This is a genomic window from Cyclobacterium xiamenense, assembly GCF_900109255.1.
GTDB lineage: Bacteria > Bacteroidota > Bacteroidia > Cytophagales > Cyclobacteriaceae > Cyclobacterium > Cyclobacterium xiamenense.
Genome location: NZ_FNZH01000001.1, coordinates 377,541 through 399,928, shown reverse-complemented (window position 1 = coordinate 399,928; position 22,388 = coordinate 377,541). Strand labels below are relative to the sequence as shown.

The following is a 22,388-nucleotide window of genomic DNA, read 5'->3' as shown; positions in this document are numbered from 1 at the left end:
TATATTGGTGTTTACTAGCAATGATAATAACTCGATACAATTTTGTTTAAAAACTCGTTCTGATCCCCGGCCCAATGGCGGTCGGAAAAAATTTCCACCTCATTGAAACCGGAAAATCCTGCCTCCTCTGCCCAGCCTCGAATGGTCGGTATGTCGATGCATCCTTCTCCCATCAGGCCCCTGTCGTTCAGGAAATCTACCGTTGGGCTCATCCAATCACAAATATGAAAGGCGAAAAGGTTCCCGTTTCGCCCGCAGCGGAGCAATTCCTCCCGTAGGTCGGGGTCCCACCAAAGGTGGTAAACGTCGGCTGCCACTCCCACGTAATCGGAGCCAATCGCCTCTGCCATTTCGTTTGCCTGACGCAGGGTGTTGACGGCCGAACGGGTGTCGGCATACATGGGATGTAGGGGCTCAATGGCCAGTTTTACACCGTGCTCAATGGCTTGCGGCAATACTTTTTCAATGCCCTCCCTAATTTGCTTCCGAGAGGTCTCCAGGGACTGGCCTGGGTCGGCTCCACAAACCAACACGATCATGGGGGCCCTTAACGCGGCAGCTTCCTCTACTGCTTTGAGGTTGTCCTGGATGGCTAGTTCTCTGTTTCGCTCGGAAACGGCGGGGAAAAAACCGCCACGCACGAGGGAAACGATTTCCAGACCGTGACTGCGAATCCGCTCGCCTGCAGCGGCGATATCGCGGCCTCCCAAATACTGCCTCCAGACAGATATTCCTTTAACACCCGCCTTCTCGTAATTTTCCGCGGCTTCCTCCAGGCTCCAGGGCTTGGTGGTGATGGTGTGAATACACAGCTTGCTTAAGTCGTTGATGGGTTGTGCGCTCATGATAGACAATTAAAGAAGGTGTAATAGGGATCCTTGTCTACGATTCGTTGTACGTAAAGGGCTAGTTCCCTGGCGTGGTAATCCCCCCACATGCTGGACTCATTGCAGGCAATTTTTTGTCCCCTGGGCACATTGTCCCAACCATTTGGTTGGTGGTAGATGGAATGCAGCAGGATACCCTGATGGTTTTTGTCGGTACTCAGGTAGGGTTCTTCCAACAGGGTTTTCAGTACGGTCAGTCCGGCCTGCCAGTACTTTTTTGCCTTTTCGGTCTGCCCCTTGCGTTGGAGGTAGTGCCCCAGACGCAGCAAGCCCTGAGCGCCAATGGCAGCGGCAGAGCTATCTACGGGTTCGTAGGCATTGTACGGATCGGCCGGCTTATCCAGGTAATCCCCCAATTTATGCAGGCTAGGCGCACCGGTATCCCAATACGGAACGCCGTCCACCGGAGTGTGATCGATGTAAAAATCACAACTTGCCGTTGCGGCTTTCAATAAAAACGCCTCAATTTCTACGGGTGAGCCATAAGCTTTTAAGGAATCATCGGATAAGTTGTCGATGTATTCCAATTCCTCAGCAAAGCCACACATGGCCCAGGCAAGGCCTCTGGTCCAGGTAGAGAAGCCCGTATAACCCTGCTGGGAATTGGGACAGCGGAAATTACCATCCCGGGTATTGAAAACGCTCTCGTGGGCCGTCCTGCCCCAGACATCGTACCGGTCCCTACCCTCCCCGTAAAACACGGAATAATCCGCCGTGGCTTTGGCGTGTTGCAGGCCTCTGACCAGCAAGTTTACCTTTTTGTCGTTTTCCTCCTGAAGCACATGGCCCAGGCTGTAGCTCAGCATGAGTATACGTACGGTTCTTATGGTATCCACAAATAGGGAATGGGGACCGTTAAAGGAGTGGATGAATCCTCCGTCGGGTAGGCCGGTCCACCTGCTGGCCTGTACGGCACCGGAAATTTTCAGGGCCAATTCGTAAAAATTCTTTTCCCATTCGTTGTAGGGTATTTTTTCCTCCACCATGAGACGAAGGAGATTTCCGTAGGTACTGACGTTGTTAAAACCGTGATCGTGTACACCCGTATGGCTGATGTGGGGCGCCATCAATTGCAAGGTTTTCATCTTTCCCTTATCCAGAAACTGTGACTCGCCGGTGGCGTCGAACTGCAAAATAGATGAACCAAACTGAAAGCCCTGCGTCCATTCGGTCCATCCCCGTGTCGTGTATTTTCCATCCTTGGTAAATACCGGTGAACCTTGGTTTTGTGGATACTCGTGCTCAATTGAATGGATCTTCTCCGCAGAAAGATCCCAGAAACGGTCCAGCCTTTTTTTCAAATCCTTGGGCTGAATTTCAAAATCTATTGCTATCATATTTTTAAATGGGTTTAAAATTATTCCGGATATCCGACAAATGTCCCGAAATTCAAAATTTAAATCGGAACCAATTTGTTAAATCTTGCACATTTTACTTCCAAGGATAAAGTTACCTTTAAAAACCACTCCTACAAAGGTATTTTTCAAATTAAAGCTGGTACTTTTCGTTTTCTGACTTTCTAAAGTCCGACGGGGATTTTCCCGTTTTCCGTTTGAAAATTCTGCTGAAATAGGATGGATCCGGGTAGTTTAACTGGTAGGCAATTTCTTTGTTGGAAAGGTCTGTATAAATCAGGTACCGCTTTGCCTGCAGCATCAATCGGTCTAAAATAATCTCACCAGCTGTAAACCCGGTAATGTTTTTGACATGCTTGTTTAGCAGGGAGGGAGTCATGGCCATAAGGGAAGCATACTCCTGCACCTGATGAACCTGACGAAACCGCTGCTCAACCAGCGCATTGAATTGCTGTACCAGCGAAAAATGGGGGTCCAAGGTCTTGTTCGTATCCGCAAAATACCGCAGGTAATATTGCTTACACTTTAAAAGGAAAATTTGCAAATAATGGCGAAGGATGTCTGAGGAAAAGTTATTCCAATGGATGTATTCTTTACGAAGCGATAAAATTAAATTAAGAAGTTCGCTGAAATCCGCTTGGGTCAGGTTTAAAATCGGCACAAGCGTAGGGTTGTTAAAAAAGGGTAATTGAAATAGGACGTCCTCATTGCCCTGCTCCAGTCCGTAAAATTCCCTGGAAAAAACCATTAGATAGCCATGGTAATCGTTTTCGCGACTTATTAAATGAATTTGGCCTGGAGACAAAAAATGGACGCTATTTGAATGAATGGGATGTGCTTCAAAATCAATCTCGTGTTTCCCCGCACCGGTAATAAACACGCAAATTTCGTAATACGTATGCCGGTGGGGACGATCCGTTTCGTGGGGATAGGTGGTGTTCTGTATGGTTTTCCCCTGAACTTCATACAGTTGAAACGCCCGCTGATTGGTATTCGTCGGCATTTCGTAGATTTTTATCGGCTCTCCCATGGACCCTTTTACACTTTTTTTTCCAAGGTAAGGAAAATCCGAAAAAGACCCGTTTACAATTCGTCAATCGATCGGTCATTCCTTTTGTAAAAATTACATTGTTAAATAAAAAACGGGTAAATAATTAAAAATATCATATTTTTTTGAAATACTTATTCAATTATTTTTAATTTCTAACCGGTTATACTACCTTTGAAATATCAAATAAAGACAAATGGTCTTTTTACACTGTAGGATGATGAAATTGGCAGACATGCCCTCCTGTCTCGGGGGTGGGGGTCACAGGACAAAGCAAGTAGCGAGCTCGTATTTTGCCTAACTGCCCCGTGGAGGTTCGAGTCCTTCTCCTACAGCAGGTTATTTTGGGTTTATTGTTAATTGACTAAAGCTATGAGACACTGTTTCATAGCTTTTTTGATTTATAGCGGCTCCTTACCATCCCCGGACTGCCCCATTGGTTTCCCTGAGTGTTACTCCCAGTTGATGCGGGAAAAAAGACGGGTATCTCGGCACAGGGTTGCCAGAGTGCCTTTGTTTTTCAGCTACCTTCTCATGCCATTACCTCGGCTACTCCCCTTTTATTGATCTAAAATCAGCGAGATGGAATCAGCCTTGGTTCGAACTTTCAACCAGGACTTAAGTCGGTCGGTTTCCGGTTTTCCAGGGGTATTGGAAAAGGTGGCAACCGCTACCAAAACAGTATCCTGCCGGTCTTCTAACAAATTGGCCACTACGGTTCGGTTTACCGAGAAAGCAATCAAATCTTTGTGGTTGACCCGGGCTTCCTGCGCCAGGTCTACGACCATCCCTGTCGACGCTGCATATTGGGCCACTTCGCGCTCCAAAAAGGCGATTTTCTGGTCCTTGTCGCGTACCATGGCTTCGTTTCGTTCGTACCGATCTTTCAGTACATCGGAACGGAGCATATTCATATCCATTCCAGTATCTCCACTCTGCTTGACCAGTAGAAAGGTCCGGTTCAATTTAAAGGCCTCGGTTTTCTTTTGCATGCTGGCAATTTCCTCTTCTTTGATGCGCTGTCCCACCATCACCACTTCGATAGTACTGCTATCTGGCTCATAGTGGAAGTTACTCGTAATTATTTGGGTGCTGGGAAAATCAAATTCCATTTGCACAAATTCCTTCGCTGATTTTTCCCAAAGGGTCCGCTTAACGATATTATACGCCAGGTAGATACTGGGTACAATCGTGATGACAATGAAAATGGAAATGTAATTTCGAACCCGTCTTTCACGCTGACTGTCAATGAATTCTTTTTTTGGGAATCCCATGAACCGAACAATCAGGTAGGTGGAGAGGCTGATAAAAACCGAATTGATAAAGAACAGGTAAAAGGCCCCCAGGAAATAATAAAGGTTCCAGGTAGCCAGCCCGTACCCGGCAGTACAGAGAGGCGGCATCAAGGCGGTAGCAATGGCTACTCCAGGGATGGCATTGCTTTTTTCTTTCCTGGACCCTGCAATGATGCCAGCCAGCCCCCCAAAGAGGGCAATCAATACATCCCAAATGGTGGGTTCCGTTCTGGCGAGCAATTCGGATTGCGCATCCGCCAGCGGGGTAAATGAGAAATACAGCGTAGAGGTCATGATACTGATCAGTACGGCGATCCCGAGATTTTTCATCGACTTTTTTATCAATTCAAAATCGTTGACCCCAGCTGCCATGCCAATCCCCATAATCGGGCCCATCAAGGGCGAGATTAGCATGGCCCCAATGATTACCGCGGTTGAATTGACATTCAGTCCGACGGAAGCCACCAAAATCGCAAAAATGAGAATCCATAGGTTTGCACCCCGGAATTCCACATTCTTTCGTATGTATTCAATGGTTTCTAATTCATCCTCTTTGCCTTCGTGAAGATCAAATCTATCCCGGATGAATGTCAGAAAGCCGGCAATTCGCTCTGACAAGACATTCAGTTGCTGTCGGTCGTTATTCATCGAATTCGTTAAAAGAAACGCCTGCAAGTTACCTAAAAAACCATTCGCTGAAAAAAAAAAACTGGAAACAAAAAAGCAGGAGAACCTCCCCTGCTTTTTATTTTTGAAAACTAAACCAACTATTATTTAACTACCATAATACGAACAAAATTAATAATAACTGACAGAAATCAAAATTTCAGCGAAAAAAAGTAAACAAAAGTTTATTTTTTACCACCGACTTTATACAGAATACCCAATGCCAGTGCCTGACTAACTTGCACGCCCGGGTCCTGATCCAAATCGTATAGGGCAATTCCATTTAGCGTCACGTTGATAACATTGGTGATTTTGGCCGTCAGGGTTACGTCAAGGCGGTGGTCGATGGAGTCGAATGCCAGGGTTTCGTAATTCGCAAATAGTGCGTAACGCGTTTTCAGGTTAAGACTTTCGGAAAGGTCTTTGTCTAGGCTGGCGAATATATTCATTGCCAACCATTCGATTCGCATCGTTTCTCCAGGCAGGACACCGTAATTCGAGGGGACGTTATTGATGATTTCTGTATCGGTGACGAAAGTAAAGCGGGGCGAAAAGGGCCCGATACGTACAAAAAAGGTTTCGTTCGGCTTGTACTCGAAACCAAGCGAAGAGGTGAGGAATCCAGGAGCCATAAATTTTGAAATCAGCGTCCGGGTCCCGTCATCGTTGTAATTGTACCCTTCTGCAAATTGGGTCAGGTAGTTTGCAGAAAGGTAGGCAGACCATCGCTCGGTCATTTGGTAGCCCAATTTGGAATCGAGAAAGATTCGATCATTCGATTTTCTGGTTTGCTCCCCTTCGTTGCGTACAATTCCGAATAATAATTCCATCTCGTTATCCCAGGAAAACCGATCTTTTTTGTAGGCAACCTTCCCCGCTACGATACTTCCAAAGGCAACGGAATTTACCCCACCGGCCTTCCAGTTAGCACTAAAACCTGCTTGATTAAAATTGAGACCGGCACTGAACTCAGATTGCCAGAAAGTGGTGTCTTGCTCGTTGGTGGGTGCCTCGGTTTCCTGTGCAAGCAATGCCTGACAAAACACCAGCGTAACGACTAACGTAAGTAAATAGCTTCTCATGGAAAATATATTTGGTTGAAACGTTTAATGTGACAAATTGTACAGTTGATTCAAAGATATACCTTTAAATTTGTGCGTAAAATCATAAATAATCCGCAAATTTATGGAAAATCAAACAGAAGAAACGTTGATCGTTCGCGATTTTTTGGCAAGACAACGAACAAAACTAGCCAATGATCGAACGCTATTATCTTATGTCCGTACGAGTTTGTACTTTGTGGTAAGTGGAACGGCATTAATTAAAGTGAATGACCTCGAAAATGTCAAAGACCTGGGGTACCTTTCTTTTTTGATAAGCATCGTCCTGCTGGTCCTTGGCTTTATCAATTTCTTCAGACTAAAAAAGAAATTACAAAAGGGAAATTACGAGAAGATGTAGTTTTCTATGGCGCCGTTTTATTACGCGAGGAAGTTTGGTAAGCTATTTGTAACGGTAATTAACGAACCAAACGTTTACAAACCATGAAAATTTTAGGAATCGTCCTCATAGTCGCCGGTATCGTTATGTTTTTAGTCACTGGCATTTCGTACACCACCGAAGAAACGGTCATTGATGCCGGCCCAATCGAAGTAAATGCTGAAAACGAGGAATCCCTTAATTGGCCTCCCTATGCCGGAGGAATTGCAGTAATTGCCGGCTTTGTGCTTGTCGCAATCGGGAAAAAAAAGTAAAAATATCGTACCTTTCGTCAGCCATTTTTCCTCATACCCTGAGAAGAGTAGCGGAGGGAGTTGTTTGTCCGGATGCTGAATTCCGCGCATACAGCTCCTTTTCTAATTTGTAACAAACCTTATTCGACAACACAACCACTTTTCATTGAAATTCGCAGCAGTAGATATCGGTTCCAATGCGGTCCGGCTTCAGGTCACCCAAATACATTATTTTCAGGGGCAGCACACCTTCAAAAAACTGGAATACCTTCGCTTTCCCTTGCGTTTGGGTAAGGACGTTTTTTTGAATCAGCAGATTTCAGAGGAAAATCAATATAAATTCAAAGAACTAATGAAGGCGTTTTACATCCTTATTCGATTGTATGGGGTGAACGACTACATGGCATGCGCCACCTCCGCGATGCGGGAGGCGAGGAACGGGAAATCGCTGGTTAAAGAGGTTCGGGAGGAAATAGGCCTGAAAATTACCATCATCGATGGAAACAAAGAAGCCGAATTGATCAACAAGTCGCTTGGCAGTCACATTGACGGGAAAACCTACCTTCATCTGGACGTTGGAGGCGGCAGTACGGAGCTAAATGTATTTAAGAAAGGAGAGAAAGTAGCCGCAAAATCCTTCCAAATGGGATCCGTCCGTACGTTAAATCAGGAACTTCCGCAGGCCGTGCTTCAACAAATGAAACGGTTTATCGATCGCCACCTACTCGGGGAAAAAACCGTGTATGGCATCGGTACAGGTGGAAACATCAACAAGGTTTTCGACTTGTCAGCACCTCAGAAACGGACGAATTACCTCTCCATCGAAAAAATGAGGGAGGTACTCGCCCTGCTGGAACGCCATAGCAATGAGGAAAAACTAAACCTGCTTCAGCTGAATGAAGACCGGGCGGATGTCATTGTTCCGGCAACTAAAATCTACCTGGCTGCCTTTGATGCTGCCCGTATTCAGCGAATTAAGGTACCCGAATTGGGTCTTAAAGACGGCATGCTGCTGCAGCTATTTGAACGAAATCGAAATAAACAGGAGCAGCGCTAGCGAGGACGGCTATCCTGACAACCATTCGGTTGGCTTATTCGATCAGCCGCACGTCTTCAATCATTTCCGGCCTTAACTCAAAGAATTTTTGATGGATATTAAACGGCTCTTCTCCCTCCTTGGGGTGCTTGCTGATATATTGCCCGTCTTCTTGCATGACATAGGCGTTTTCGTTGTCCTTCAGGTTGTACCGGAGGATGTTCATCAGTTGTTTTTGGAGGAATTCACTCTCCACCTTGAACAAAGATTCCAGCCTTTTGTCAAAACTCCGAACCATCGCGTCTGCACTTCCCACGTAGGTCCGGTAGTTGCCATTGTTGTGAAAATGATAAATACGGGAATGTTCCAGAAAATCTCCGACGATTGAAATCACTTCGATGTTTTCACTTAACCCTTTTCTTCCTGGCCGCAGGCAACAAATACCTCTGACGATCAATTTGATGGGTACCCCCGCCTGGGAAGCTCGGTACAAGGCGAAGATAAACTCGGAGTCTTCCAGCGAATTGATTTTGATGAATATTCCAGAAGGCAGGCCTTTGCTGGCATTTTCAGCTTCGATCTCGATAAACTCGATCAGGTTATTCCGCATGTCCCGGGGGGAAGTGATCAGGTTCTGGTAGTTGGTCGGTGCCGAATGCCCCGTGATAACGTTAAAGAATTCTGAAACATCGTTGGCCAGCGTCTCATTTGTCGTCAATAGACCAATATCTGTATAAATTCGGCTGGTTTCCTCGTTGTAATTTCCAGAACCGACGTGGACATACCGTGTCACCTTGTTTTCCTCCTTTTTTACAATGAGCATCAACTTGGTATGCGTTTTGAAATTACTCACACCGTAGATGACGAAGCAACCCGCCTTTTGCATCTTTTTTGCTTCACGGATATTGTTCTCCTCGTCAAACCTGGCTTTCACTTCGAAGAGCACCGAAACGTGCTTGCCGTTTTCTACGGCCTTTAACAGGGCTCCCACAATTCGGGAATTTTTTGCGAGCCGATAAATGGTCATCTTTATCGCCATCACATGGGGATCATCTGCCGCCTTATCCAGTAATTCCAGGATGGGTTCCATGTCGTTATAGGGATGATGCAACAAGACATCCTTGTGTTTCAGTACCTGAAAAATGTCCTCGGATGCGGCTTCGGGATAGGAAAGCGGTGGAACCGGATCTGGCGTGGGCGGAATTTTGTCCTTAAACCGCTTGTTTCCAATAACCTGCCAAAGGCCTGTAAAATCCATTAGGCTTTTACGCTCGATTTTAAAAATACTATCGTCGCTCAGTGTCCATCGCTGTTTCAGCAAGTTGACCATCCACTTGCTGTATCCCTCTTCAATCTCGATGCGTACCACCCTACCGGTTTTTCGCTCGTTTAGTTTCCTTTTTACTTCCTCCAAAAAATTGGAATCCATGTCTTCGCTCTCCTCCAACGTAAAATCGCCGTTTCTCGTGATGCGGAATAGGTTGACGGACTCGATCGTCACGTTCCGAAACAGGGAAACGAGGTGCTCCCGTATCATCTCCTCGATCGGTACATAGATCATTTGGTCTTCACGCTCCAGCTCAAAAAAGCGGGGGATGTTGGAAGGAATCTGTACAAATGACAGTTTTTTATTGTCTTTCTTTTCTCCCGGACCAATGGTAACGACCCCAAAGATCAATAATTTATTCATCAAAATGGGGAACGTATGGTAGCCATCAAACACCATGGGAGTCAGCATGGGGTACACGGCTTTGTAATAGTAGTCCTTAATCGTTTTTTGTTCGTCTTCCTGCAGGTTTCGTACGTTGCTCAGCAGAAATCCGGCTTCCTGGGTTTTGCCCAGCAACTCTTTCACAAACTGATGCTGCAGTCGCTTGTGAAAATGCTGGGATTCGATCATCAATTTCTTTTTGAAATCGTCTTCTCTCAGCCCGGAATAGTCGATACGAACCTTATCGTAATCCAGGTAGTTGTACAGAGAGCCCACCCGAATCATAAAAAATTCGTCCAGATTGGAGGCAGCAATGGCCAAGAATTTAAATTTTTCGAAAATATTGCGTTTTTCCTTTTTTATTTGATCAAAAACCCTTTCGTTAAACTTCAGCCAGCTTAGGTCCCGACTGATAAGTTTACTGTTTTTTATGGTTTCTTCTGTTTTATCATGTTGGATCAGTTTCATAACTTCTCGTTTTTAAAGGGAAAAAAGTAGGCCAATGATAACAAATTAATCGAAGAATAAAAAAAGGGCATGACGCCCTTTTTGCTTAAATTGAACGTATCGTTACATCGATTAGGTATCGATTTTAGCGTATTTCGCGTTTTTCTCAATAAAATCCCTACGCGGGGCAACCTCGTCGCCCATAAGCATGCTGAACAGATGATCTGCTTCTGCTGCAGAGTCGATCGTCACACGCTTTAAGGTTCGGGTTTCCGGATCCATGGTGGTGGTCCAAAGCTGCTCCGGATTCATCTCTCCAAGCCCTTTGTACCGTTGGATGCCTACACTGTCAACTTTTCCATCGGGCGCCAACTCCTGGGTCACGGCTTTTCGTTCATCTTCGGTCCAACAATACCGCTCTTCTTTTCCTCGCTTCAACAAATACAACGGGGGAAGTGCTATGTATACGTAGCCATTTTCGATCAGGTTCCTCATGTACCGGAAAAACAACGTCAAAATCAAGGTACGAATATGCGACCCGTCAATATCCGCATCCGTCATGATGATGATTTTATGGTACCGCAAGTGGGACAAGTCGAGCTCCTTTTCGTCGTTGGCCGTACCGAATTTTACGCCCAGTGCCGTCAGAATATTTTTTATCTCGTCGTTATCGTAAATCTTGTGTTCGTGTGCCTTTTCTACATTAAGAATCTTTCCCTTCAAGGGCAAAATGGCTTGAAAATCCCGATCCCTGCCCTGCTTGGCCGATCCTCCCGCCGAGTCGCCCTCCACGAGGTAAAGCTCACAGATAGCTGGATCCGAATTGGCACAATCGGCGAGTTTTCCCGGAAGACCTCCTCCGCCCAGCACATTTTTCCGCTGAACCATCTCCCGTGCTTTCTTGGCTGCATGTCGGGCCTGCGCAGCCAACACCACTTTGCCTACGATGATCTTTGCCTCCTTTGGATGCTCCTCCAGCCAAAATTGCAGGGTTTCAGATACTGCCGTATCTACTGCTCCGGTTACGTCGGAATTTCCCAATTTGGTTTTCGTTTGCCCTTCAAATTGGGGTTCGGCCACTTTTACTGAGATGACTGCTGTCAAACCTTCTCGAAAATCGTCTCCGGAAATATCTATTTTCACCTTGTCCAGCATGCCGGATTTATCCGCATAGCTTTTTAACGTTCGGGTAAGCGCTCGTCGAAAACCCGAAACATGCGTCCCTCCCTCGTAGGTATTGATCGTATTCACATAGGAAACCACATTTTCCGTATACGAGTTATTGTACCCCATCGCCACCTGCACCGGAACGTTGTTTTTCTCCGTTTCGATGTAAATCGGTCTTTCGATGATCTTTTGTTTGTTTTCGTCTAAATATTCGACAAACTCCACCAGGCCACCCTCGGAAAAGAACTCATCGGATCGAAAATTCCCCTCCTCGTCTTTTTCCCGAAGATCTTTTAAAAATAAACGAATGCCAGCATTTAAAAAGGACATTTCACGCAATCGCGTCGCAATCGTTTCGTACTTGAAATCAAGTACCTGAAATATCTCGTGGTCGGGTTTGAAATGGATGTACGTGCCCCGCTTCTCCGTTTCTCCGATTTCACGTACCGAATACTGCGGAACGCCCCGTACATATTCCTGCTCAAAAACCTTTCCCCCACGGTGAACGGTGGCCTTTAATGAAGACGACAAGGCGTTGACGCAGGAGACCCCTACTCCGTGAAGTCCTCCAGAAACTTTATACGTGTCTTTATCAAATTTACCGCCGGCATGAAGCACCGTCATGACTACTTCTAACGCAGAACGGTTTTCTTTGGTGTGCAAGTCAGTCGGAATGCCCCTGCCGTTATCCTCTACGGTGACCGAACTGTCCGCCTCTATCGTGACAGAAATGGTATCACAATGTCCGGCAAGTGCCTCGTCAATGGAGTTGTCAACCACCTCCCAAATCAAATGATGCAGTCCTTTTACCCCGATATCTCCGATGTACATCGCAGGTCGCTTCCTGACCGCTTCCAATCCTTCTAAAACCTGAATATTTTGGGCTGAGTAATCCTTTCGATTTCCTTCTTTGTTTTCGTTCATAACATGTATCAAACGCCCTTTTTTGATAAAAAAAAGCTATTTTCTCATTAAATAATCAACCCGCAATATTACGCAAAAAATTCGAGAGCACATACCTTTTTGCCGAAGTAAATTACCATTGCCGACGAATACAGTCACCTGAAGAAGTCTTTGGAAAAATGGCTGAAACGCCTATGGATTCTTTCAATTAACGTCGTTTAGCCTGGTTTTATAAAAATTTATATTTTCTACCGGTTCACTACATTTTTCCAGCAATTGGTTTACACTTTACAACATTTGTTTATTTTATGAGATTAAAATTTAAACAAATCCTATTCTGTAAAAGTTTACCAGATTGAAATTTTCATAATCCCATTTCTCATTTTAAAAAAAAAACTATGAACACCGTGTTAACTGCTGATTTGGTTGGTCTGGACAAGATCATCAACAGCGACCCAGTAGCCATCACCTTCTTTATGGGGTATATGGCCATGTTTGCATCTGCTGTATTTTTCATCGTCGAACGAGGTTCGGTGGATGGAAAATGGAAGACATCCCTGCTCGTATCTGCACTCATCACAGGGATAGCAGCCGTACACTACTACTACATGCGCGACTTCTACCTGGAAACCGGTCAAAGTCCTACCGCATTCCGTTACGTAGACTGGACGCTGACAGTTCCGCTGATGTGTGTGGAATTTTATCTACTAACCAAGCCCTTTGGAGCGAAAGGTGCCACCTTGTTCAAATTGATTGTTGCTTCACTCGTGATGTTGATCACCGGATACATCGGAGAGACGTCTGGAATCGAAAATAATATTTTGTGGGGCGTTCTTTCTACCCTGGGTTACCTTTACATCGTATACGAAGTGTTTGCTGGCGACATCGCGAAGCTTGCCAAAACTTCAGACAGCCCAGCCTTGGGTAAGGCCATGTTTTTGTTGAAAATCTTCATTACGTTGGGATGGTCCATTTATCCAATTGGATACATGGTACTACCAGGAAATCTCCTTTCCGGAGCGTTTGAGGTTAGCAGCATTGATTTGTTTTACAATTTGGCAGATGCCATAAACAAAATTGGTTTTGGTTTGGTGATTTACACCGTCGCCATAGCTGAAACTGCTAAAAGCAGAAAAGCGGCCATGGCCTAAACTTCTTCAAAGCTGTCCCAACGGGTTTGGGACAGCTTTTTTTCTACCTTCCTTTCCTAAAGTACCGTAGCCTACGTACACCTTCCATGACCGCTCCCAATTTGACCTATGACTTCGTTATTACCGGATTCGGCTGTGCTGGAATGAGTCTTGTACACTACCTGTTAACTAGCAGTTTGAAAAATGCCTCCATTCTGGTCATAGATTCGTCCACAAAAACAGTAAACGACCGTACCTGGTGTTACTGGGCAGAAAAGCCGCTGGAAATTCACCCAAAGAACAGTCCCATAATCCACTGGGAAAACATCAGTATTCGCCTGGGTAATAGAGAAGTTAAAAAACAACTTGGCGGTCTTAAATATTTTCATATAAAATCATCCGACTTTTATTCCGAGATCAAAGAGCGCATTCAGGAGCACCCGAACGTTCGGGTTGTCAAGGATTTCGTCTGTGAAATCAAGGAAAATGCATTTGGACAGGTGTCAATTATCACCGAACAAGGCACACGCTATTCGGGCAGAAAAGTATTCAATAGCATTCCGGATTCCGGATTTCTCCGACCCGAAAGTACGGCATTGAAACAAGTGTTCGTCGGCTGGAAGATAAAAACACCACGGGCTTGTTTTGATAAAAGTACGGCAGTGATGATGAACTTCCTGTCAGATTCCAACGACAAAACAGATTTTTTCTATCTTCTACCTTTTAGTGAAACAGAGGCGTTGGTAGAGTATACCGTTTTTAGTACCGAAAAAATGGACTACCGGGACATGGAACCAACACTGCGCCGGTACATAGCGGAAAACCTGGGGCAGGAAACCTTTGAGGTCACGTTCCAGGAAGAGGGAAGCATACCGATGACCACGTTTGCTGCCGCCAAATCCAGCAGCCCGCACGTCACCCTCCTGGGCACGTTGGCAGGATGCAGCAAAGCCAGTACCGGCTACACCTTCCACACCATACAAAAACATTGCAAATCCATTGTCGAACAACTTGAACGCTCCCAGGAGTCTTTTGAAGCGAGCTGGGAACGGAAAAGGCGCTTTGCCTTTTATGACAACATCATTCTCAACATTGCGAAAAAATGGCCGAATGCACTTCCCGGAGTTTTTTTCAACTTGTTTGAAACCAATTCTGGAACTGAAATACTACGTTTTTTAAACGAAGAGTCAAACTTCCTGGGTGAATTAAAGCTTCTATCCCGATTGAAGTTTTCCATCTTTATCAAATCATTGCTACACTATGAGAAGCATTGAAAATGGTGGGAAATTGGCGGGTGTTGCGATCGCTCTGATCTACCTGTTTCTTTTTCGGGACAATCCCGTGTTTGAGTGGGTGCTAATTGGCATCGTTTTGGTCACAGTGGGCATTCCTCACGGGTCCCTGGATCATTTGCTGCTTAATCCCAGTATTGGTAAGGTCCACTTACTGAAATTTATCGGGAAGTACCTGGCCATCATACTCGTCTACTTATCGGTTTGGCTGCTCTTGCCGGTTCCTGCGCTGCTGGCATTCCTTGCGATGTCGGCCTACCATTTTGGGCAGAGTCATTTCATCCATACCCCCCTCTTTTTCCTGAAAAAAACCACCTACTTGCTTACCGGGGTCTTCTACCTGAGTGTACTATTTTGGGGAGACTTTGCATCCACTACAGAAATCCTCGGTGGGATCGCCGATACCAGCCCCCTGGCGCCGTACGGGTGGTACGTAATTATCGGCAGTTTTAGCATCAGTGCTATTCTTATCATCCGCAACCTACCGAGAAAGTGGTGGCTACACCTGGTAGAGATGCTCCTGATGGGTTCCCTCTTCTACCACTTACCCCTCTTGCTGGGATTCATCCTCTATTTTGGTTTTTGGCATTCCCTTCCCAGCATGCAGGTAGAATACAGCACGCTAAAGCATCATTTTGGCCCTCAGGGTCTGAAAACATTTATTGGGAAAATGATTCCATTTACGGCCGCAAGCATCCTTGGCATGTCGGCTATCCTGGCGATTGTATATCCACGCAGCAGTACGGAAGAGCTTATCCTATTGTTTTTTGTACTGGTATCCCTGATATCGGCTCCGCATATTTGGTACATGAACCGATTTTTGGAATCCCGGTGATGCTAAAATTGGCCGCTTCGGAGCAATACAAGGTTGCACGCCGGTAAGACCTCAATTCCTTGGTCTTTTGCCAAATCATACAATTCCGGATTTTCGGCCCCGGGATTAAAAATGATGCGTAGGGGATTTAGGGAAAGCATGTAATCGTACCACTCTTTCTGGTTTTGGGGTCCCAGATAAAGCGTAAGTGTGTGTACATCTGAAATCGCTGGTTTCTCGCGGAGATTTTGAATCACTGCTCCAAATACCGTTCCCTGTTTGATCCCGACCGGAACGAAGGGAATCTCCGCTTCCTTAAACATTTTGGCTGCTGTGTAGGAAAACCGGGAGGGGTTTGGACTGGCTCCCAGGATGACTGTCTTTTTTTTAGGATTCATAGGTGTATGTATTCGATCAATTATCAGGCCAGTCTGGGGCGACTGTATTTACTGATAAGCCTTTCGGCGCAGCGTTCCCCGTCCATGGCTGCCGAAACGATCCCCCCTGCATATCCCGCGCCCTCTCCACAGGGGTAAAGCCGCTGAATCTGGGGATGCTCAAGTGATTCCTTGTCTCGCGGAATGCGTACCGGAGAAGAGGTTCGACTTTCCACCCCGATCAGTTGTGCCTCATTTGTTACGTACCCTTTCATCTTTTGATCCATCCCTGGCAGCGCCAGTGCCAGCCGCTTGGCGATAAATTCCGGCAAAACGGCGTGTAGGTCGGAACTAGTGAGCCCGGGCTGGTAGGACGTTTTTAGCAGCTCGCTACTTTCTTTTTTCTGAACAAAATCTATGAGACGTTGAGCCGGCGCCGCCTGGCTTTTGCCAGCTGCGGCCCATGCTGCCTGTTCCACCTCTTGCTGAAAAACCATCGCAGCCAGGGGTCCGTGCTGACGGTATCCGTTCAAATCCTCCAGTTCCACTGCCACCACCATACCTGAATTGGCAAATTTGCCATCTCTCCTACTGGGACTCATTCCATTGACAACAATTTCGCCCGGAGCGGTGGCAGCAGGAACGATAAAGCCACCGGGACACATACAAAAGGAAAAAACCCCACGCTGTTTCCCATCGAGAACCGTCTGTTGAACAAGGCTATATGAGGCTGGAGGCAAAAAGCGCCCCCTATCTATCGGACAATGGTATTGGATACGGTCGATTAATTGCTGATCGTGCTCGATACGAACGCCCAGAGCAAAGGGTTTGGCTTCCAGGTATACTTTATTTCTTGCCAGAAGGTAAAAAATATCCCGGGCAGAATGACCGGTAGCCAAAATCACCCCCATACCCAAGACCCGGGCACCTGCCTGCGTAACCACTCCCTGAATACGATCACCGGCCAAAATCAGGTCCACCACCTTGGTTTCAAAATGGATTTCCCCGCCCGCCTGCAGGATCTGCTCCCGCAGGTTTTCGACCAGTGCGGGCAGTTTATTCGTACCGATGTGGGGATGGGCATCCACCAGAATATCTTCTTTTGCTCCGTGAGAAACCAAAATTTCCATGACCCTCCGGATATCACCTCTTTTCTTGGACCGGGTATACAGCTTACCATCCGAGTAGGTGCCCGCCCCTCCTTCACCAAAACAGTAATTCGAATCGGGATCTACCAAGTGCCGTCGGTTGAGGGCAGCAAGGTCACGTCTCCGGGAGCGCACGTCCTTTCCTCGTTCCAAAACGATGGGTTTGACGCCCAACTCAATTGCTCGCAGCGCAGCAAACAATCCTGCAGGTCCCGCCCCCACGATGATTAATGGATCGGAGTTGCGTACGTTGGGATAGGTCTTTCCTGCATTTATGCGTGCTGGAGGCGGTTCACCTGCAAATACCTCTACGGTCACATTGACTTTGACCTGCCGGCTACGGGCATCAATGGACCGACGGACCTGACGGATCACGAGCTCTTCGCTTGATGCAAACCCCGCTTTGCCTGCCACAAGTTGATGAAAAATCGGTTCGTCGTACGCTTCTTCGGGACGGAGGACCAGGTGCAATTCCTTTCTCATCGCTTAGCCGGAAACTCCTCCCAAAAGCTCTTTTTCCACCCAATTTCTTCCCCAATCGTCCATTTCTGAATCGGTCCATAACTCCGGATAAAAAATCACCTTCTGAAACCGGGGGGGTAAAAACTTTTGCCAATTGGTGCCGCCGGTTGCTGCGATATCCATGGGATCTCTCTGCAGGTATTTTACAGCGGATTTATAATGGGCAAGCGGCCAATAAACGTTTGCTTTTTGATCCAATTCCCGCATGAGATCCGTGAGTGCTTCGTCCTTTTCGGGAAGGTACAGGTATTTTTTCCACAAATTATTTTTCCTGAATTTGGCGATCAGTTCTTTCAGCTCGGGCCCATATTTTTGTTCAAAGGATTTGAGTGTCAGCGTTTTTTCTCCCGTGGCCAGCTCCTTTGCTCCATATTGCCAGTACAAAATATCAAATAAGGAGTCGATGCTCGTTAGGTTAATGTCCTTGTAATCCTCTCTCGCTTCCAGGTATACCAAATTTTGTATATCCGTACACATGATTTCGATCATCCGGTATTGGGCACTTTGAAACCCACTGGCGGGAAGCAGGGACATACGGAATTTCATAAACTGCTCCCGTTCCATTCCCTTCCACATTACGGCAAAAGAAGAAATCAACAAATCGAAATACATGATCACCCGCTTGAGCCTACTTTTAAAGAATTCCAGGCCAATTTCTTTTTCCGCCGCCATCTGCTCCAGTTCCCACAAAATGAGGTTAAAATACAACTCTGTGATCTGGTGATAGACGATAAAGATCTTTTCGTCCGGAAACGAGGTGCGCGGCTGCTGCAAGGTAAGCAAGGTGTCAAGATTGATGTAGTCCCAGTAATTCAGGTAGTCTGCGTGAAGTAACCCTTCCAAATACGAGGACAAATCCTGACCCGAAGATCGAAACTTCTCTTCCAGTTGCTTTATTTTTTCAATGATTTCCTTTTTAGGATACTCCTTTTCCATGTGCGTCATTGCCGGGTTTGTGCTGACCAAAACGAGAAACAGCGGCCGCCTGACCGGTAAAATTCCATCATATTACCCAAAATTACAAATCCACTCACAGAATTAAGCGAATTTGAACGCGCAAACCGTACAATCCGAACGGGCCATGCCCGCCTTAGTCAATCCGGCTTTTGATGACAACGGTTTGCGTTGGATTCAAGGGATCGTTACTGAAAAAAGTCAAGGTCTTGTGGTCAATCCCCCTTCTTCCCTTCGGATCAAAGGTAAAAACCAATACCATTTCTTCTCCCGGGTCCAAGTCGTTGGTGGGAATCGCAAATTCCAGGCAGTCACAATTTGACACTACTTTCCGGAGGTTAAGAGGGAGTGGACCTGTATTTTCCAGGCTAACTCTTCCCGAAACGCTGCTGGCAGAACTGATTTTACCCAAATCGATTTCCCGTTCCGCAATGTTTAGCCTGGGTACCTCGTCCACCTGATCGACTGGTATCGGATCAAAATGTTCGTGAATGGTAGCCATGAGCGCAATGGACACATCCATGCGCTCGCCGGAAAGCAGGGACAACGAAAATGCGTCTTCCACAAAACCCAGGTCCTTTTTTAGCGCCGCATCGTAGGTAATTGAAAAGACCGCCCTGGAACCCGCAGGGACTACGGAAGGAATCATCTCGACTGCAATGTGTTCGGGAAGTTGTGCCTGTTTTTGGCTGAGTTGGATGGGGAAGTCGTTGAAATTATAAAAATCCACAAACTTGGTTTTTGGCGCATCTGTAAACAAGGTGCCGAGGTTGATGACCGGGAATACAAATCCCAGACCCGCTTTTCGAACCCCGTAATGCTTTTGCGGGTCTTTCGGATAAGGCACGTTCACTCCCTCAAGAAACAAGGAGTCTCCTTCCGGATACGCATTGGATCGGACAATAATCAACTTAGAAAAGGTTCCTCCCCTGGACTGTGGATCGTACCTGACCTTCACCAAACCAACTTTTTCGGGAGCCAGGCTGTCTTTGGAATAGTCGGCTACCGTGCATCCGCAATCCGTCTCCACCGAACGAATGTATACCGATGAATCGGTTTTGTTGACGAAGTAAAAATCAGCCGTCGCCGGACCATCTTCTGCCAAAACTGCTCCAATATTAACCAGGCTATTTTCCCACACCAAACCAGAACCTACAACGTCCTGACTGTTAACGTCTACGGAACAGGAAAACAAAAACCCACACACCGCTACCAAAAATGTTGTCCTTTTCATGCGTGCAAATAACGGCAAAATTACCGCAAATTATTGCGTTAATTCCCTTAATTTGCAGCAAAAATACAGTAATGGCAAGAGTATTGACAGGAATTCAGAGTTCGGGCAAGCCCCATTTGGGGAACATTTTGGGCGCTATTAAGCCAGCTATCGACCTGAGCCGAGAGGGAAACAACGAGTCATTTATCTTCATTGCGGATTTTCATTCGCTTACCACCATCAAGGATGCGGCGCAGCGCGTGGAAAATGTAAATGCTGTGGCGGCTGCCTGGCTGGCATTCGGGCTGGACACAGAAAAGACGGTGTTCTACCGCCAATCCCGCATTCCGGAAGTCACCGAGCTCACCTGGTATTTAAGTTGTTTTACTCCCTACCCCATGCTGGCAAATGCCCACAGCTTCAAGGACAAGTCCGACCGACTCGCAGACGTAAACGCGGGGCTGTTTACTTACCCTATTTTAATGGCCGCGGATATCCTCCTGTACGAAGCAAACCTGGTACCCGTGGGAAAAGATCAGTTGCAACACCTGGAAATATCCCGGGACATCGCCAATACGTTTAACCACCGGGTGGGAGAAGAACTGCTCACCGTTCCTGAGCCCAGAATATCCGATAATGTGAAAATTATTCCAGGTACCGATGGGCAAAAAATGAGCAAATCGTACAACAATTACATCGATATTTTTCTACCAGAGAAACAATTGAAGAAAAACATCAATGCCATTGTCACCGACAGTACCCCTCTGGAAGAGCCGAAAAACCCAGATACCTGCACGGTATATGCCTTGTACAGCCTCATCGCCGAAAAAGAACAGACGGCCGCCCTGAGGAACAGGTACCTGCAAGGAAATTTTGGGTACGGCCATGCGAAAAAGGAACTTCTGGAGCTCATCCTGGAAAACTTCGGATCAGAACGAACAACATTCGATCATTTCATGAATAACCCTCAGGAATTGGAGTCGAGACTGGAGGTCGGGGAAAAGCGGGCGCGGGAAACGGCACAGGTCCTACTCAACAAAGTCCGGAATCATCTTGGCTTCAGGTAGAGAAGCAGGCAGCGAGCCCCGGTAAGAATGAAGCCAAAAATAGCCTGTCAGGGGCTAAGTACCTCTCGGATGGCCTCCAGGTAATCGAACCCATGGCCCCTGGACGGCTCAATATGATTGCCCTCCAGGTATTCATTCCAACAGCAGACCATCAAGGTATTTCCATTCGATGACCTGTTTTCCAACAGGACTTCTCTGGCATCCGTCAGCTTGGCTTTGAAGGTGCTTTTGTCCGAACGGACCCGGTCTTTCAAAGGTTCACTGGGGAGCCCACTTTTCTGGGGCCAGGTACCTCCTGCAGGCCTTCTATCCCAGCCCATTGCCACGGGAACCTGATAGTCGAACTGATCGTCATCTCGAAAATACGCAGACCACTTATCCCAATGCCCCCGATAAGTCTTCCGCATATCCGCATAACTTTTATTATTCTGATCGTAAAAGTCATGGTAAATGTAGGCCGTCAATCCCTCAAATCCCAAGTCTTTTAGCCGGGGAACGTAGTCCTGAAAAAGCAAACGATCGGAATAGTTCCCCCCTTTCCAGGGCTTATCGGGATCAAACGGTTTCCAGGATGTAGGCATACCATAGGCCTGTAGAGAGGAAGTCATGGCCCCGGAAGTTACCGCTATAAATTTGATTCCCGGAAATCCCGCTTTTTTCGCCAAATTTTGAGAACGTTGCAACAATTCGTTCAATCGTACACCGTAGTAACTCGCCCTCGCTTCCGTATCGTGAGGAAAATAAAAATAGACCACCGGCCTCCCGATTTCATCGGTCAAGTAATCGGACCGATGAAAATATTTATCAATCCACAGCAGGGTTATTTTATCGTGTACACGTAAATAAAGGTCTTTGTCGGGAGTTTCTCCACGATAGTTGGTCTTCGAGCGAAGATTTTCGGGAGAAGCCATACGAAGCCATTGAATCCATCGATCTTCACTATCGTCACACCAATTAAGCGCAAATTTCAACCGCTTACCTTCTGGTCTTTTGTAATTCTCCTGAAGTAACACATCGAGCTGATCGGTCCATTCCTCCACGCCTGGCACCGCTACCCTCCCGTCACGCGCTGCGTCAATTTTCCAACCCTTCGGATAATAGACGTCCGACTGAGGAGCGAAATTTCGATGGTAATAGTAATGCCGCCCAAAGAACCAATTGTACGCAAAAAAGTCGATGCCATAATCGTACATGAAATCCAATTGCGTTCGGACAACTTCCGGATCATCCCGCTTGTAAAACCCTTTTAATTGCTTTGCGGGCATTTTATCCAGAAAAGGACCTTCGTAGGGATATTTAGTCGTATAAATTCTGCCGTTTGGACCCCATGCACCTTTGTCAGCCAAAAAACGGCAATTTTCACGCCCACGGAGACAGGACCAGAAGCTGTCTATATCCTGCATAGGGTTACCCGAAACATTCCAAGATGGCATAAAAAATACGCCTACCTGAATGGGATCTGAAAAAACGTCGGCGGCATCTTTCTGCAACGCCTCCTTCCCTGGGAACGAGGCAATTACACCGTTTGGATTGGAACGGAGACCGGAACACCCGAACAAACCGTGTATCAATAGAACGAGTCCAATAAGCCGAGAAGCAGGATTCGTACCGGCTAAAATGCAG

Annotated in this window: 19 protein-coding genes; 7 read left to right on the top strand and 12 right to left on the bottom strand. The window is 46.5% G+C overall.

Features of this window, described 5'->3' with window-relative positions:
- Nucleotides 1-14: 14 nt before the first annotated feature.
- The 5 genes from BMW71_RS01375 to BMW71_RS01355 all read right to left on the bottom strand — a co-directional run bounded on the left by BMW71_RS01375 (nt 15) and on the right by BMW71_RS01355 (nt 6,333).
- Complete coding sequence (locus BMW71_RS01375) at nt 15-845, bottom strand: sugar phosphate isomerase/epimerase family protein (protein WP_092168419.1); 831 nt, start codon at nt 843-845, stop codon at nt 15-17.
- Nucleotides 842-2,224, bottom strand: coding sequence for a glycoside hydrolase family 88 protein (locus tag BMW71_RS01370; RefSeq protein WP_092168416.1), 1,383 nt, complete (start codon nt 2,222-2,224; stop codon nt 842-844). Before BMW71_RS01370 ends, BMW71_RS01375 begins: the two co-directional genes overlap by 4 nt.
- Nucleotides 2,225-2,375: 151 nt before the next feature.
- Complete coding sequence (locus BMW71_RS01365) at nt 2,376-3,272, bottom strand: helix-turn-helix domain-containing protein (protein WP_092168413.1); 897 nt, start codon at nt 3,270-3,272, stop codon at nt 2,376-2,378.
- A gap of 578 nt (nt 3,273-3,850) precedes the next feature.
- Nucleotides 3,851-5,233, bottom strand: coding sequence for a TIGR00341 family protein (locus BMW71_RS01360; RefSeq protein WP_092168410.1), 1,383 nt, complete (start codon nt 5,231-5,233; stop codon nt 3,851-3,853).
- Between the two features lie 203 nt (nt 5,234-5,436).
- On the bottom strand, nt 5,437-6,333 hold the full coding sequence (locus BMW71_RS01355; protein WP_092168408.1) for a DUF3078 domain-containing protein: 897 nt from the start codon (nt 6,331-6,333) through the stop codon (nt 5,437-5,439).
- Nucleotides 6,334-6,436: 103 nt separating this feature from the next.
- Here BMW71_RS01355 and BMW71_RS01350 point away from each other — a divergent pair, with 103 nt between their 5' ends.
- From BMW71_RS01350 to BMW71_RS01340, 3 genes are all read left to right on the top strand, one after another.
- Nucleotides 6,437-6,712, top strand: a complete 276-nt coding sequence (locus BMW71_RS01350; RefSeq protein ID WP_092168405.1) for a DUF202 domain-containing protein — start codon at nt 6,437-6,439, stop codon at nt 6,710-6,712.
- Between the two features lie 83 nt (nt 6,713-6,795).
- Nucleotides 6,796-7,005: a hypothetical protein gene (locus BMW71_RS01345; protein WP_092168402.1), complete on the top strand. Its 210-nt coding sequence runs from the start codon at nt 6,796-6,798 to the stop codon at nt 7,003-7,005.
- A gap of 145 nt (nt 7,006-7,150) precedes the next feature.
- Nucleotides 7,151-8,041 carry a Ppx/GppA phosphatase family protein gene (locus BMW71_RS01340; RefSeq protein ID WP_092168399.1) on the top strand — a complete coding sequence of 297 codons (891 nt, stop codon included), beginning with the start codon at nt 7,151-7,153 and terminating at the stop codon, nt 8,039-8,041.
- Nucleotides 8,042-8,075: 34 nt separating this feature from the next.
- On the opposite strand, the gene ppk1 is transcribed toward BMW71_RS01340, so the two are convergent.
- Both ppk1 and gyrB read right to left on the bottom strand, forming a co-directional pair.
- Nucleotides 8,076-10,199, bottom strand: coding sequence for a polyphosphate kinase 1 (gene ppk1 / locus BMW71_RS01335; protein ID WP_092168396.1), 2,124 nt, complete (start codon nt 10,197-10,199; stop codon nt 8,076-8,078).
- 111 nt (nt 10,200-10,310) lie between these two features.
- A complete protein-coding gene (gyrB, locus tag BMW71_RS01330; RefSeq protein ID WP_092168393.1) occupies nt 10,311-12,269 on the bottom strand; it encodes a DNA topoisomerase (ATP-hydrolyzing) subunit B in 1,959 nt (652 codons plus the stop codon).
- A 377-nt stretch (nt 12,270-12,646) separates the two neighbouring features.
- Here gyrB and BMW71_RS01325 point away from each other — a divergent pair, with 377 nt between their 5' ends.
- The 3 genes from BMW71_RS01325 (at nt 12,647) to BMW71_RS01315 (ending at nt 15,505) form a co-directional block, all read left to right on the top strand.
- Nucleotides 12,647-13,399 (top strand): bacteriorhodopsin, encoded by a 753-nt coding sequence (locus tag BMW71_RS01325; RefSeq protein WP_092168390.1) that lies wholly within the window; start codon nt 12,647-12,649, stop codon nt 13,397-13,399.
- Nucleotides 13,400-13,485: 86 nt separating this feature from the next.
- Nucleotides 13,486-14,652: a lycopene cyclase family protein gene (locus tag BMW71_RS01320; protein WP_092168387.1), complete on the top strand. Its 1,167-nt coding sequence runs from the start codon at nt 13,486-13,488 to the stop codon at nt 14,650-14,652.
- Nucleotides 14,639-15,505 (top strand): Brp/Blh family beta-carotene 15,15'-dioxygenase, encoded by an 867-nt coding sequence (locus BMW71_RS01315; RefSeq protein WP_092168384.1) that lies wholly within the window; start codon nt 14,639-14,641, stop codon nt 15,503-15,505. Before BMW71_RS01320 ends, BMW71_RS01315 begins: the two co-directional genes overlap by 14 nt.
- 2 nt (nt 15,506-15,507) lie before the next feature.
- Here BMW71_RS01315 and BMW71_RS01310 read toward each other — a convergent pair whose 3' ends face one another.
- The 4 genes from BMW71_RS01310 to BMW71_RS01295 form a co-directional block, all read right to left on the bottom strand.
- On the bottom strand, nt 15,508-15,882 hold the full coding sequence (locus BMW71_RS01310) for a CoA-binding protein (RefSeq protein WP_092168381.1): 375 nt from the start codon (nt 15,880-15,882) through the stop codon (nt 15,508-15,510).
- 23 nt (nt 15,883-15,905) lie between these two features.
- Nucleotides 15,906-17,492, bottom strand: a complete 1,587-nt coding sequence (locus BMW71_RS01305) for an NAD(P)/FAD-dependent oxidoreductase (RefSeq protein WP_092168378.1) — start codon at nt 17,490-17,492, stop codon at nt 15,906-15,908.
- A 3-nt stretch (nt 17,493-17,495) separates the two neighbouring features.
- A complete protein-coding gene (locus BMW71_RS01300) occupies nt 17,496-18,467 on the bottom strand; it encodes a tryptophan 2,3-dioxygenase family protein (RefSeq protein WP_092170135.1) in 972 nt (323 codons plus the stop codon).
- A gap of 154 nt (nt 18,468-18,621) precedes the next feature.
- Nucleotides 18,622-19,719, bottom strand: a complete 1,098-nt coding sequence (locus BMW71_RS01295; protein WP_092168376.1) for a DUF1573 domain-containing protein — start codon at nt 19,717-19,719, stop codon at nt 18,622-18,624.
- A 71-nt stretch (nt 19,720-19,790) separates the two neighbouring features.
- Between BMW71_RS01295 and trpS the strand changes: the two genes are divergently transcribed.
- The gene (gene trpS, locus BMW71_RS01290) at nt 19,791-20,765 is read left to right on the top strand and encodes a tryptophan--tRNA ligase (protein WP_092168373.1); all 975 of its coding nucleotides are present in this window, start codon (nt 19,791-19,793) and stop codon (nt 20,763-20,765) included.
- A 47-nt stretch (nt 20,766-20,812) separates the two neighbouring features.
- On the opposite strand, the gene BMW71_RS01285 is transcribed toward trpS, so the two are convergent.
- Nucleotides 20,813-22,111: a glycoside hydrolase family 99-like domain-containing protein gene (locus tag BMW71_RS01285; RefSeq protein ID WP_244891038.1), complete on the bottom strand. Its 1,299-nt coding sequence runs from the start codon at nt 22,109-22,111 to the stop codon at nt 20,813-20,815.
- Nucleotides 22,112-22,388: the final 277 nt, after the last annotated feature.

Excerpts from the sequence above, each read along its gene's own strand:
- BMW71_RS01350 (WP_092168405.1), top strand. The coding sequence starts at position 6,437 with ATGGAAAATCAAACAGAAGAAACGTTGATCGTTCGCGATTTTTTGGCA.
- gyrB (WP_092168393.1), bottom strand. The coding sequence starts at position 12,269 with ATGAACGAAAACAAAGAAGGAAATCGAAAGGATTACTCAGCCCAAAAT.
- BMW71_RS01300 (WP_092170135.1), bottom strand. The coding sequence starts at position 18,467 with ATGGAAAAGGAGTATCCTAAAAAGGAAATCATTGAAAAAATAAAGCAA.
- BMW71_RS01360 (WP_092168410.1), bottom strand. The coding sequence starts at position 5,233 with ATGAATAACGACCGACAGCAACTGAATGTCTTGTCAGAGCGAATTGCC.
- BMW71_RS01310 (WP_092168381.1), bottom strand. The coding sequence starts at position 15,882 with ATGAATCCTAAAAAAAAGACAGTCATCCTGGGAGCCAGTCCAAACCCC.
- BMW71_RS01370 (WP_092168416.1), bottom strand. The coding sequence starts at position 2,224 with ATGATAGCAATAGATTTTGAAATTCAGCCCAAGGATTTGAAAAAAAGG.
- BMW71_RS01305 (WP_092168378.1), bottom strand. The coding sequence starts at position 17,492 with ATGAGAAAGGAATTGCACCTGGTCCTCCGTCCCGAAGAAGCGTACGAC.
- BMW71_RS01375 (WP_092168419.1), bottom strand. The coding sequence starts at position 845 with ATGAGCGCACAACCCATCAACGACTTAAGCAAGCTGTGTATTCACACC.
- trpS (WP_092168373.1), top strand. The coding sequence starts at position 19,791 with ATGGCAAGAGTATTGACAGGAATTCAGAGTTCGGGCAAGCCCCATTTG.
- BMW71_RS01365 (WP_092168413.1), bottom strand. The coding sequence starts at position 3,272 with ATGGGAGAGCCGATAAAAATCTACGAAATGCCGACGAATACCAATCAG.
- BMW71_RS01325 (WP_092168390.1), top strand. The coding sequence starts at position 12,647 with ATGAACACCGTGTTAACTGCTGATTTGGTTGGTCTGGACAAGATCATC.
- BMW71_RS01355 (WP_092168408.1), bottom strand. The coding sequence starts at position 6,333 with ATGAGAAGCTATTTACTTACGTTAGTCGTTACGCTGGTGTTTTGTCAG.
- BMW71_RS01345 (WP_092168402.1), top strand. The coding sequence starts at position 6,796 with ATGAAAATTTTAGGAATCGTCCTCATAGTCGCCGGTATCGTTATGTTT.
- BMW71_RS01320 (WP_092168387.1), top strand. The coding sequence starts at position 13,486 with ATGACCGCTCCCAATTTGACCTATGACTTCGTTATTACCGGATTCGGC.
- BMW71_RS01295 (WP_092168376.1), bottom strand. The coding sequence starts at position 19,719 with ATGAAAAGGACAACATTTTTGGTAGCGGTGTGTGGGTTTTTGTTTTCC.
- ppk1 (WP_092168396.1), bottom strand. The coding sequence starts at position 10,199 with ATGAAACTGATCCAACATGATAAAACAGAAGAAACCATAAAAAACAGT.
- BMW71_RS01315 (WP_092168384.1), top strand. The coding sequence starts at position 14,639 with ATGAGAAGCATTGAAAATGGTGGGAAATTGGCGGGTGTTGCGATCGCT.